This window comes from Streptomyces spiramyceticus (assembly GCF_028807635.1).
Taxonomy (GTDB): domain Bacteria; phylum Actinomycetota; class Actinomycetes; order Streptomycetales; family Streptomycetaceae; genus Streptomyces; species Streptomyces spiramyceticus.
The window spans coordinates 1073465-1085842 of the sequence record NZ_JARBAX010000001.1; the positions used below are offsets into that span (position 1 = coordinate 1073465).

The 12378-nt window shown below is 68.6% G+C and carries 8 protein-coding genes; 3 read left to right on the forward strand and 5 right to left on the reverse strand.

Annotated elements, in window-relative coordinates; genetic code table 11:
* Positions 1 to 115 precede the first annotated feature (115 nt).
* Positions 116 to 3106, reverse strand: a complete 2991-nt coding sequence (gene uvrA / locus PXH83_RS04875) for an excinuclease ABC subunit UvrA (protein ID WP_274557065.1) — start codon at positions 3104 to 3106, stop codon at positions 116 to 118.
* 189 nt (positions 3107 to 3295) lie between these two features.
* Here uvrA and PXH83_RS04880 point away from each other — a divergent pair, with 189 nt between their 5' ends.
* The 3 genes from PXH83_RS04880 (at position 3296) to PXH83_RS04890 (ending at position 6048) form a co-directional block, all read left to right on the forward strand.
* A complete protein-coding gene (locus tag PXH83_RS04880) occupies positions 3296 to 3982 on the forward strand; it encodes a maleylpyruvate isomerase family mycothiol-dependent enzyme (RefSeq protein WP_274557067.1) in 687 nt (228 codons plus the stop codon).
* A gap of 9 nt (positions 3983 to 3991) precedes the next feature.
* The gene (locus PXH83_RS04885; protein WP_274557069.1) at positions 3992 to 4648 is read left to right on the forward strand and encodes an MBL fold metallo-hydrolase; all 657 of its coding nucleotides are present in this window, start codon (positions 3992 to 3994) and stop codon (positions 4646 to 4648) included.
* Between the two features lie 122 nt (positions 4649 to 4770).
* Entirely contained in the window at positions 4771 to 6048 is a 1278-nt protein-coding gene (locus tag PXH83_RS04890; protein ID WP_274562672.1) for an MFS transporter, read from the forward strand.
* Positions 6049 to 6144: 96 nt separating this feature from the next.
* Here PXH83_RS04890 and PXH83_RS04895 read toward each other — a convergent pair whose 3' ends face one another.
* From PXH83_RS04895 to uvrB, 4 genes are all read right to left on the reverse strand, one after another.
* Positions 6145 to 7164: a TerC/Alx family metal homeostasis membrane protein gene (locus tag PXH83_RS04895; RefSeq protein ID WP_274557071.1), complete on the reverse strand. Its 1020-nt coding sequence runs from the start codon at positions 7162 to 7164 to the stop codon at positions 6145 to 6147.
* A gap of 224 nt (positions 7165 to 7388) precedes the next feature.
* Entirely contained in the window at positions 7389 to 9383 is a 1995-nt protein-coding gene (locus tag PXH83_RS04900; protein ID WP_274557074.1) for a TerD family protein, read from the reverse strand.
* Positions 9384 to 9491: 108 nt separating this feature from the next.
* Positions 9492 to 10070: a TerD family protein gene (locus PXH83_RS04905; protein ID WP_214914515.1), complete on the reverse strand. Its 579-nt coding sequence runs from the start codon at positions 10068 to 10070 to the stop codon at positions 9492 to 9494.
* Positions 10071 to 10203: 133 nt separating this feature from the next.
* Positions 10204 to 12333, reverse strand: coding sequence for an excinuclease ABC subunit UvrB (gene uvrB, locus PXH83_RS04910; protein ID WP_274557079.1), 2130 nt, complete (start codon positions 12331 to 12333; stop codon positions 10204 to 10206).
* Positions 12334 to 12378: the final 45 nt, after the last annotated feature.

Below are 12378 nucleotides of genomic sequence, written 5' to 3' on the forward strand. Positions count from 1 at the left end.
TCACAGCCGGGAAGGGGCGGGGTGGGGAACAAGCCGGCTGCAGGCGCCCCACGAACGCGGCCCCCCACCCAAGGTCGGGTGAGGGGCCGCAGCAAACTACGTACCGGGGTCAGGCTCAGCGGGAGCGGGCCGCCTTCGCCGGCGCCTTCTTGACCGGCGCCTTCGCCGTCTTCCGCGAGGACGCCGACTTCGCCGCCACCGCCTTCTTGACCGCGACCTTCTTCGCCACCGCCGCCGCCTTCTTCACCGGCGTCGCGTCGCTCACCCGGTCGCCCAGGATGTCCCGGAGGAACTTGCCCGTATGGCTGGCCGGTACGCCCGCCACCTGCTCGGGCGTGCCCTCGGCGATGACGAGACCGCCGCCGTTGCCCCCCTCCGGGCCCATGTCCACGACCCAGTCCGCCGTCTTGATGACGTCCAGGTTGTGCTCGATGACGATCACCGAGTTGCCCTTGTCGACCAGTCCGGACAGGACCGAGATGAGCTTCGAGATGTCCTCGAAGTGCAGACCCGTGGTGGGCTCGTCCAGGACGTACACCGTGCGCCCCGTGGACCGCTTCTGGAGCTCCGAGGCGAGCTTCACGCGCTGCGCCTCGCCGCCCGAGAGCGTCGGCGCGGACTGACCGAGCCGGACGTAACCGAGGCCCACCTCGGTGAGCGTCCTCAGATGACGGGCGATCGTCGGTACGGCCTCGAAGAAGTCCAAGGCCTCCTCGATCGGCATGTCCAGCACCTCGGCGATGGACTTGCCCTTGTAGTGGACCTCCAGGGTCTCCCGGTTGTAACGCGCCCCGTGGCAGACCTCGCACGGAACGTACACGTCCGGCAGGAAGTTCATCTCGATCTTGATCGTGCCGTCGCCGGAGCAGTTCTCGCAACGGCCGCCCTTGACGTTGAAGGAGAAGCGTCCCGGCAGATAGCCGCGAACCTTCGCCTCCATCGTCTCCGCGAACAGCTTCCGCACGTTGTCGAAGACGCCGGTGTACGTCGCCGGGTTCGACCGGGGCGTACGTCCGATCGGCGACTGGTCGACATGGACCACCTTGTCGACGAGGTCGTCGCCGTCCACCCGCGTGTGCCGCCCCGGCACCGTGCGGGCGCCGTTCAGTTCCCGCGCCAGGTGGGTGTAGAGGATGTCGTTGACCAGCGTCGACTTTCCGGAACCGGAGACGCCGGTGACGGCCGTCAGGACGCCGAGCGGGAACGACACGTCGATGTCCTGCAGGTTGTTCTCGCGGGCGCCGTGGACGGTCAGCTGCCGCGTGGGGTCTATCGGCCGGCGGATGTCCGGCATGGCGATGGCCCGCTTGCCGACCAGGTACTGACCGGTGATCGACTCGTCGTTGTCCAGCAGCTCCTTGAGGGAGCCGCTGTGCACGACCCTGCCGCCGTGTTCGCCCGCGCCCGGGCCGATGTCGACGACCCAGTCGGCCACCTTGATGGTGTCCTCGTCGTGCTCGACGACGATCAGGGTGTTGCCCATGTCGCGCAGCCGGACCAGCGTCTCGATGAGGCGGTGGTTGTCGCGCTGGTGCAGACCGATGGACGGCTCGTCCAGGACGTACAGCACGCCGACGAGGCCGGAGCCGATCTGGGTGGCGAGCCGGATGCGCTGCGCCTCGCCGCCGGACAGGGTGCCCGCCGCGCGGTTGAGCGACAGATAGTCGAGGCCGACGTCGACGAGGAACCTCAGCCGCTCGTTGACCTCCTTGAGCACGCGCTCGGCGATCTTCTTGTCACGGGCGTTCAGCGTCAGGCGGCCCAGGAACTCGGCGCACTCGCTGATCGACATCGCGGCGACCTCGGCAATGGACTTCTCCATGACCGTGACCGCGAGGACGAGAGGCTTCAGCCGCGTGCCGTTGCAGGTCGGGCAGTGCACCTCGCGCATGTACCCCTCGAAGCGCTCCCGGCTGGAGTCGCTCTCGGCCTCGGAGTGCCGGCGCTTGACGAACGGCACGGCGCCCTCGAAGGACGTGGTGTACGCCCGCTCGCGCCCGTACCTGTTCCGGTAGCGGACCTCGATCTGGGTCTTGTGGCCGTGCAGCAGGGCCTTCTTCGCGCGCTGCGGCAGCCCGGCCCACGGGATGTCCGTACGGAAGCCGAGGGCGTCGGCGAGGGCGCCGACCAGGCGTGCGAAGTAGTCCTTGGTGTGCCCGTGGGACCACGGGTTGATCGCGCCCTCGTCGAGGGATTTCTCCTCGTCGGGGACGATCAGGTCCGGGTCGACCTCCATGCGCGTGCCGATGCCCGTGCAGTCCGGGCAGGCGCCGAAGGGCGAGTTGAAGGAGAAGGACCGGGGCTCAAGCTCCTCGAACGACAGGTCGTCGTACGTGCAGTAGAGGTGCTCGGAGTACATCCGCTCACGCTCGGGGTCGTCGGCGGGGAGGTCGACGAAGTCGAGGATGACCATGCCGCCGGCCAGCCCGAGGGCGGTCTCCACCGAGTCGGTGAGCCTGCGCTTGGCGCTGTCCTTCACCGTCAGGCGGTCGATGACCACCTCGATGGTGTGCTTCTCCTGCTTCTTGAGCTTGGGCGGCTCGCTCAGCTGGATGGTCTCGCCGTCCACCCGTGCACGGCTGTAGCCCTTGGTCTGGAGATCGGCGAAGAGGTCGACGAACTCGCCCTTGCGCTCACGCACGAGCGGCGACAGGACCTGGAAACGGCTGCCCTCGGGCAGCTCGAGCACCTTGTCGACGATGGCCTGCGGCGACTGGCGCGCGATGGGCCGGCCGCACTCGGGACAGTGCGGCTTGCCGATACGGGCGAACAGCAGCCGGAGGTAGTCGTAGACCTCGGTGATGGTGCCGACCGTGGACCGGGGGTTGCGCGAAGTCGACTTCTGGTCGATGGACACCGCGGGCGACAGGCCCTCGATGAAGTCCACATCGGGCTTGTCCATCTGGCCCAGGAACTGCCGGGCGTAGGAGGAGAGCGACTCGACGTACCGGCGCTGCCCCTCGGCGAAGATCGTGTCGAACGCGAGGGAGGACTTGCCCGACCCCGACAGCCCGGTGAAGACGATGAGGGAGTCACGCGGGAGGTCGAGCGAGACGTTCTTGAGATTGTGCTCGCGAGCGCCACGAACGATAAGACGGTCGGCCACGCCGGTCCGCACCTTTCTTGTAGAGAGGCAGAGTGGACAGAGCCCCCGGTTCTTCAGACTACGGGGGTAACCACACCGATCTTGTATGGATTCCTGGATGCCTCTGACGAGCGTATAGCACGTGCATTCGATTTACGGCCATCAGCAAACGGCTTCACCCGATCGAGTGGCCGGACTATCGTCGGCGCCATGAACGATCACGTGCGCGACCTGGCCTCTGTACGCGAAGCAACCGACCGGCTCCTTGCTGCGACGGGCAAACTGGACAACGCCGCTGTGGCGCAACCGTCACTGCTCCCCGGCTGGACCCGCGGTCATGTGCTGGCCCACCTCGCCCGTAACGCGGACGCTCTCGTGAACGTCCTGAGCGGCCTGCCCATGTACGCGAGCGCCGAAGTCCGCGACGCCGACATCGAGCGCGACGCCCCCCGCCCGCTCGCCGTACAGCTGGACGACGTACGCGACAGCGCGGCGCGCTTCCAGGAGACGGCCGCCGCCCCCGCCGACTGGAACCGTACGGTCGCCCTGCGCAACGGCGTCACGGATTCGGCGTCCCGCATCCCCTTCCGCCGCCTGGTCGAGGTCGAGCTGCACCATGTCGACCTGGGCATCGGCTACGAACTGGAAGACCTGCCGGAGGACTTCACGGGGCGCGAGATCGCGTTCCTCGCCGACCGTTTCGCCGGAAACCCCGACGTGCCCGCGACGCTGCTGACCGCCACCGACGGACAGCAGTGGCGCACGGGCCGCGCGGAGGGCGACCCCGTGACGGTCGCCGGCTCCGCTCCCGACCTGCTGGGGTGGCTCGCCGGTCGCCGCGACGGCGCCGGTCTCGAAACCGCCGGAGCCCCGCTTCCCGTACTGCCGCCGCTATAGGCTGAACCCATGACGTACAGCGGAGCGGTGAAGGTCGGCGGTCCTGCGGCGGTGCACGAGCTCACGGACCTGATGATCTCCAAGGTCGCGGTCGGGTCCATGGACAACAACGCGTACCTGCTGCGCTGCCGGGACACCGGCGAGCAGCTCCTGATCGACGCGGCCGCCGAGCCGCAGACCCTGCTCCGGCTGATCGGCGCCGACGGCATCAGGTCCGTCGTCACCACCCATCGCCACGGCGACCACTGGCAGGCTCTTGCCGAGGTCGTCGAGGCGACAGGGGCCCGTACGTACGCGGGCAAGTACGACGCCGCGGGGATCCCCGTCCCGACCGATGTCCTGCTGGAGGACGGCGACACCCTCCAGGTCGGGCACGTCACCCTCTCCGCGGTGCACCTGGTCGGCCACACTCCCGGCTCCATCGCCCTCGTCTACGACGACCCGCACGGACCCCCGCACGCCTTCACGGGGGACTGCCTCTTCCCGGGCGGGGTGGGCAACACATGGAAGGACCCGAAGGCCTTCGCGAGCCTGATCGACGACGTCGAGAAGAAGCTCTTCGGCCGGCTGCCCGACGAGACCTGGATCTACCCGGGGCACGGTCACGACACCACCCTCGGCAACGAGCGCCCGCACCTGCCGGAGTGGCGCGAACGCGGCTGGTAGGCCGGGTCCCCCTGTCGGGTGACGTGCGCCCCGGCCGGCCGCTCCGACTGCTTCCGTACGCCCCGTAACCGCCGGTAGGGGCGGGTAGTTGTGGCGGCATGCGTGATCAACCACCTCCCTCCATGGCCCGCCTCGCCACCGCCTCGCTCGCCGGAACGGCAATCGAGTTCTACGACTTCTTCGTCTACGGGACGGCCGCCGCGCTCGTCCTCGGGCCGCTCTTCTTCCCGACGTTTTCACCACTCGCGGGGACGCTCGCGGCCTTCGGCACCTTCGGGGTCGGTTTCATTTCGCGGCCGCTCGGATCTGCCATCTTCGGGCACATCGGTGACCGTTACGGTCGCCGTCCTGTCCTTTTCGCCTCACTGTTGCTCACGGGAATCGCGACCGTCGCGGTCGGCTGCGTACCGACGTACGGATCGATCGGGGTGGCAGCGCCCGTACTCCTGCTGGTGCTGCGCTTTCTCCAGGGTCTGGGGCTCGGTGGCGAGTGGGGCGGCGCCGTGCTGTTGACCGCAGAGCACGCCCCTGCCGACCGGCGCGCACTGTGGGCCAGTTTCCCGCAGGTCGGCCCCGCCGTCGGCTTCCTGCTCGCCAACGGCGTGATGCTCGCCCTCTCGGCCGGTCTGACCGACGCGCAGTTCGCGGCGTGGGGGTGGCGGGTGCCGTTCTGGGCGGCGGGCCTGCTGGCGGCCGGCGGACTGCTGCTGCGTACGTCCCTGGCCGAGACACCGCAGTTCAAGGAGCTCGCCGCCACGGGCGAGCGCGCGAGTGTGCCGCTCGCCGAGGTCGTACGGGGGCACTGGCGGCTGGTCCTGCTCACCGCCGGTGCCCTCGCGATCGGTTACGCCGTCTTCTACGCCGTGACGACGTGGTCCCTCGCGTACGCGACAGAGCGGCTCGATGTCAGCCGTACGGTGATGCTCACCTGCATCATGGCGGCCGTGGCGATCAAGGGCGCGGCAACTCCGTTCGCCGCGATGCTCGGTGACCGATACGGGCGCAGGCCGCTGTGCCTGCTGGGCTGCGCGGCGACCGCGCTGTGGATGTTCCCGATGATCGCGCTGCTGCAGACCGCCGAGCCGCTGCTGATGTTCCTCGGCTTCCTGGGAGCAATGCTTTCGTTCATCACCATGTTCGCGGTGGTGGCCGCGTATCTGCCGGAGCTGTACGAGCCGAGAGTGCGCTGCACGGGCGCGGCCGTCGGCTACAACTTGGCGGGGGTGCTGGGCGGGGCGCTGACCCCGCTCGTCGCGACGGCGGTGGCGCAGGGCGAAGGGCCGCCGTGGGGTGTCGCGGCGTATCTGACCGCGATCGCGCTGCTCAGCCTGGGGTGTTTCGCGCTGCTGCCGGAGACGAGGCCGGTGCCTGCGGCGACGCCGGAGGCGGCGACGGTCTGAGGCTGCGGGACCGTACAAGCTGCGGCTGTACAAGCAGAACACCGGCCGGCGCGGGCGGAATCGCTCCGCTCGCGCCGGCCGGTGCCGGAAGTGCGGTCAGGACTCGACGCTCTCCTTGTCGGCGGTCTTGTCAGCCGCCTCCGCCGCGTCGGCTGCCTCGGCCGCCTCGCGCTGTTCCGTCTTCTTGTTGGCGATGAGGCTGGTGATCGTGGTGACGATCAGCACGCCGCAGATGACTGCCAGCGAGAAGGGGATGGAGATCTCGGGGACGTGCACCCCGGACTCGTGCAGCGCGTGGAGCACCAGCTTCACGCCGATGAAGCCCAGGATGACCGACAGGCCGTAACTCAGGTGGACCAGCTTCTTGAGCAGTCCGCCAATGAGGAAGTACAGCTGACGCAGCCCCATGAGGGCAAAGGCGTTGGCGGTGAACACGATGTACGGGTCCTGCGTCAGGCCGAAGATCGCGGGGATCGAGTCCAGCGCGAAGAGCACATCGGTAGTGCCGATGGCGAGCATGACGACCATGAGGGGCGTCAGGACGCGCTTGCCGTTCCGCTGGATGAAGAGCTTGGTGTCGTAGTACTTGTCGGCGACGCCGAAGCGGTTCTCGATCGACTTGAGGAGGCGGTTCTCCTCGAACGCCTCTTCCTCCTCCTCGGCACGGGCCTCCTGGATGAGCTTCCAGGCGGTGTAGATCAGGAATGCACCGAAGATGTAGAAGATCCACGAGAAGTTGGCGATGACCGCCGCGCCTGCCGCGATGAATATCGCCCGCAGGACCAGGGCAATCAGCACGCCGACGAGCAGGACTCGCTGCTGGAGGTGGGACGGCACCGAGAACTTCGCCATGATCAGCACGAAGACGAAGAGGTTGTCGACGCTGAGCGATTTCTCGGTGATGAAGCCCGCGAAGAACTCGCCGGATGCCTGGGCGGTGCCGAATATCAGCAGACCGAGCCCGAAGAGCGCGGCCAGGACGATCCACACGACCGTCCACGTTCCGGCTTCCTTGATCGACACGTCATGGGGCTTGCGCCCGATGAGGAAGTCGACAGCGATCAGGGCGGCCAGACCAAGAATGGTCAGCACCCAAAGGGTCAAAGAAACGTCCACTGCGCCTCCGGCAGATAGCTACGGCAACTCGTTCAGCGTCGTCGCTGCCGGAGGTCTCTTCCACCCGAGCGCCATCAGCGCCCCTGGGCCGACGCCCCGGGACCGATGGCGGTCCGTATTGACGGGTACGTCGCAGTCGGGAGTACTCCCCTCCGCTCCACGTAGGGTACAGGAATGGCCAAGAAAAGGTAAAGGAAATGGTAAAGCACTCCCAAGAGCGCAGGTCAGCGTCCCAGTGAGCGCCTCGCCGCAGCCACCTGTGCGAGCACCTGACGCACCACCTGGCTGCCCGTCGGCGGCAGTTGCGGCTCGTACGTCCACGCGTGGCCGACCCATGGGTCGGCCAGGTGGTCGTCGGGCACCGGGGTCACACGGAGGAGCGCGCGCCACAGTGGGTCGAGGACCGGTCCGTAAGCGCTCGCGTCCTCGCGGTCGGCGACCATCATGAGATGCACGCCCACGGACGGGCCCTCGTCCGCCAGGTAGCGCAGCTGGGTGACCGCGCGGTCGTCGAAGCCGTGCGGGAAGTCGTTGACGATCAGGAGCTGCTCGGCCGTGTCCAGGTCGGGCGGAAGCGCGTCTGCGGCGCCGCCCCGGACGGCCATCTGGACGAGGTCCACCCGCTCCGTCAGTTTGGCCAGCACGGCGGTCACGCCCTGCACGCCGGCCGCGGGCGGCGCAGCCAGCACCCCGGACTCGGTCAGCGGGGCCAGCGCGAGCGCGCCCGAGCCCGCCGGGTCGATGACGTGGACCGTGAACTCGCCCGCCGGGTAGGCCGCCAGAAGGCGCGCGGCGTGCGCGACGGCGGTGTCCATGGCGGCGCTGCGCAGCTGGTCGGACTCCATCATCAGGGCGGCCTCGGATCCGGACCGGCCGCTGTCGATCCACAGTCCGCGCTCCAGCGGCAGCCTCACCAGCATGGGGATGCGCAGGTCGGGGCTCTCGGGCAGATGCAGATCGCCGACGCGCAGCGCCATCGGAATCTCCATGGGGACCCGGTAGCCGTGCCATGCCGGGTTGCTCCAGGCGGCGAAGGCCGGCGGCAGGGCGGGCTCGACGACCTCGGCCTCGGCGACGAGCTGGGCCAGGTCCCGCTCCAGGACCGTGCGGGCCTGGTCGACGAGCTGGTCGTGCTTGGCGCGGGCCGCCTCGCGGGCGGTGTCGCCCGCGGTGCCGATCCGGCTGCGCGGGTCGGAGAGGACCTTGTCGAGCTCCTGCTCCAGGCGGGATTCGGCGAAGTCCACCGCGCTGCGGTACGCCGCGGTGGTGCGGGCCAGGTCCTCGAACATGCCCCACACCTGGTTGTACAGGCGCTCTTCCATGGACCAGCCGGTCGCGTCGCCCGCGACAGGCTGCGGGGCCTGCCCCGGCGGGGCGGGTGACGCGGTGGGGGGCGGCGGCGGGGGTGCAGTCGTTTGGCGGCGCGGGTGGGCGTAGTCGATGGGGCCCACGGAGGCCTGCGGAGCGGTGTCTTCGGGGGCGTTCGGAGGTTCCGGGGTGTTCGGCGCTCCTGACACGGGCGAAGACGAATGGGTGGTGGCGGACTGGGCGTCCCGCCCGGTGGATCCGCCGGCCGTCCGGTCCTGGGCGCCGGTCGTCCTGGATGCCGTACGCCGCGTCCGCTCGTCGTCCGGGGTACGGGGCGGTGGCGCCGCGACGGAGCGGGCCATGCCGCTGCTGACGGCGTCCTGGATGGCGGCCGCGAGCTCGTGTGCCTGCGGGAGGCCCTGGTCGCCGAGCATCTCGGCGAGCCCGCCCGCGTAACCCTGGCCGACGGCGCGCACCTTCCAGATGCCCTGGCGGCGGTAGAGCTCCAGTGCGACGACCGCGGACTCGCGATCGAGCCCGGTAACGGTGTAGCTGGCGACCTCGGAGCCGTCGAGTCCGGTGACGGAGACGAAGGGGGCGGCGAGAGCGCCGAAACGGGCCGGGCCGCCTACGCCCACGGGGAGGGCAAGCAGGACGCTCACCCGGTGCACGGAGTCGGGCAGGGCCCCGAGATCCACGGCGAGCCGGTGATCGGCGGCGGCCTGCTTGGACACTTCGAGCCCGGGGAGGTTCGGCGAGCCGGGGTGGGCGACCCACTCCGTGCCGCGTACGGTGCCCTGCTCGTCGCCGAGCGTGGCACCGGCCACGATCGGCTTGCCGGCCGACACCCTGATCTCCAAACGGGCCTGGGGCAGCGGGTGGTTCTGCCCCCGGACCAGCTCGGCCGTCATCGTGTGTCTCCCCCGTGTCGAATCAAGTGTCGAGTCGAAAGTCGAATCAAGTGATGCAGCTCCCGGCGGCACCATGCCTCCGGGAGCTGCGCGTACTGAATGTCCTGCCTAGAGGTGCGGCAGGATCGACGGCATCAGGTCCTGGAAGGTGCGGCCGTTGGCCGGGTTTCCAAGGGCTGTCATCTGCCAGCCGGTACCGGACCTGTGCACCTTGGCCATGATCTGGGCGGTGTACTGGCCGCCGCCGTCGAGCGTGTAGCGGGCCATTTCCTGGCCGTTGGTCTCGTCGACGATGCGGCAGAACGCGTTCTGCACTTCCTGGAACGTCTGGCCGGTGAAGGAGTTCACCGTGAAGACGATCTGGTCGATGTGGACCGGCACGCGCTGGAGGTCGACGAGGATCGACTCGTCGTCGCCGCCCTGACCGGCTCCGCCGACCAGGTTGTCGCCGGTGTGCTTGACCGAGCCGTCGTCGCTGACGAGGTGGCGGAAGAAGACGACGTCGACCGGCTGCTTGTCCGCGAAAAGCACCGCCGACGCGTCGAGGTCTACTTCTCGTGTGCGCGAGCCGAACAGACCGCGACGAGGCGCCGCCTGCCAGCCCAGCCCCATGCGCACAGCGGTCAGGGTTCCCCCGTCGCTCTTCTGCAGGCTGATGGCCTGACCCTTGGTCATGTTGACCGTCACGCGCTGTCCCCTCTCCACAAACACAACCGCCGCCCGTGTGTGCGGCTGCCCAGCACCCTACGCAGTCGTGCCGGGACTGCCACAGCCCAGGGGTAATTTGTGTCGGTCCTGAAACACACCAGGTGCCGGCCCGTCAGGCCTGCCCCGCCTCCCTCATCTGCCGCAGCTCCTTCTTGAGCTCGCCGACCTCGTCACGCAGTCTCGCTGCCACCTCGAACTGCAGCTCCGCGGCCGCGCCCCGCATCCGCTCGGTCATCTCCTCAATGAGCACGGCCAGTTCGGCGGCGGGGCGGTCGGTGAGCGTCTCGCCCTTCTTGCCCGCCTTGCCTCCCTTGACCGCCTTGGCGCCGAGCACCGGCACCGGGGCCTTGGCGCCCTTGCCGTCCTTCGACTGCCGGTAGCCGGAGCCCAGGAGCTGCTCGGTGTCGACCTGCTCGCGGGCGATCGTGGCGACGATGTCGTTGATCTTCTTGCGCAGCGGCTGCGGGTCGATCCCGTGCTTGGTGTTGTACGCGATCTGCTTCTCCCGGCGCCTGTTGGTCTCCTCGATGGCCTTCTCCATCGCCGCCGTGACCTTGTCGGCGTACATGTGGACCTGGCCGGAGACATTGCGCGCCGCGCGGCCGATGGTCTGGATCAGGGAGGTGCCGGAGCGCAGGAAGCCTTCCTTGTCGGCGTCGAGGATCGCCACCAGCGACACCTCGGGCAGGTCGAGGCCTTCGCGCAGCAGGTTGATGCCGACCAGGACGTCGTACTCACCGGCGCGCAGTTCGCGCAGCAGCTCGACGCGGCGCAGCGTGTCGACGTCACTGTGCAGATAGCGGACCTGGATGCCCAGTTCGAGGAAGTACTCGGTGAGGTCCTCGGCCATCTTCTTGGTGAGCGTGGTGACCAGGACCCGCTCGTCCTTCTCGGTGCGCTTCCTGATCTCGTGCACCAGGTCGTCGATCTGGCCCTCGGTGGACTTGATGACGACTTCGGGGTCGATGAGGCCGGTGGGGCGGATGATCTGTTCGACGAAGCCGTCGGAGCGGGAGAGTTCGTACGTCCCGGGGGTCGCGGAGAGATAGACCGCCTGGCCGACGCGCTGCTGGAACTCCTCCCACTTCAGCGGGCGGTTGTCCATCGCGGACGGCAGCCGGAAGCCATGCTCGACCAGGGTGCGCTTGCGGGACGCGTCACCCTCGTACATGGCGCCGATCTGGGGCACGGTTACGTGCGACTCGTCGATGACGAGCAGGAAGTCCTCGGGGAAGTAGTCGATGAGGGTGTGCGGCGCGGTGCCGGGCTCGCGGTCGTCCATGTGCATCGAGTAGTTCTCGATGCCGGAGCAGCTGCCGATCTGGCGCATCATCTCCAGGTCGTACGTGGTGCGCATGCGCAGGCGCTGGGCCTCCAGCATCTTGCCCTGCTTCTCCAGCTCGGCGAGCCGCTCCTCCAGCTCCTTCTCGATGCCCCGGACGGCCTTCTCCATGCGCTCGGGCCCGGCGACGTAGTGGCTGGCCGGGAAGACGTACAGCTGCTCGTCCTCGCTGATGATCTCGCCGGTGAGCGGGTGGAGCGTGGAGAGTGCCTCGATCTCGTCGCCGAACATTTCGATGCGGACGGCCAGTTCCTCGTAGACCGGAAAGATCTCGATGGTGTCACCGCGGACCCGGAAGGTGCCGCGCGCGAAGGCCACGTCGTTGCGGGTGTACTGGATGTCGACGAAGCGGCGCAGCAGCTGGTCCCGGTCGATCTCCTCACCGACCTTGAGCGACACCATGCGGTCGACGTACTCCTGCGGCGTACCGAGGCCGTAGATGCAGGAGACGGAGGCGACCACGATGACATCGCGGCGGGTGAGCAGCGAGTTCGTCGCGGAGTGGCGCAGCCGCTCGACCTCCTCGTTGATCGAGGAGTCCTTTTCGATGTACGTGTCCGACTGCGGGACGTACGCCTCTGGCTGGTAGTAGTCGTAGTACGAGACGAAGTACTCGACGGCGTTGTTGGGCAGGAGCTCGCGGAACTCGTTCGCCAGCTGGGCTGCGAGGGTCTTGTTCGGCGCCATGACGAGCGTGGGGCGCTGGAGCTTCTCGATCATCCAGGCGGTGGTCGCCGACTTGCCGGTCCCGGTCGCACCGAGCAGGACGACATCCTTCTCACCTGCGCGAATGCGCCGCTCCAGCTCGGCGATGGCCGCCGGCTGGTCACCGCTGGGCTGGTAGGAACTGACGACCTCGAAGGGCGCCACCGTACGTTCGATCTTGGAAACGGGCCGCATGCATCCACCGTACGACCAGGCACTGACACTCACGTGGCGATCACG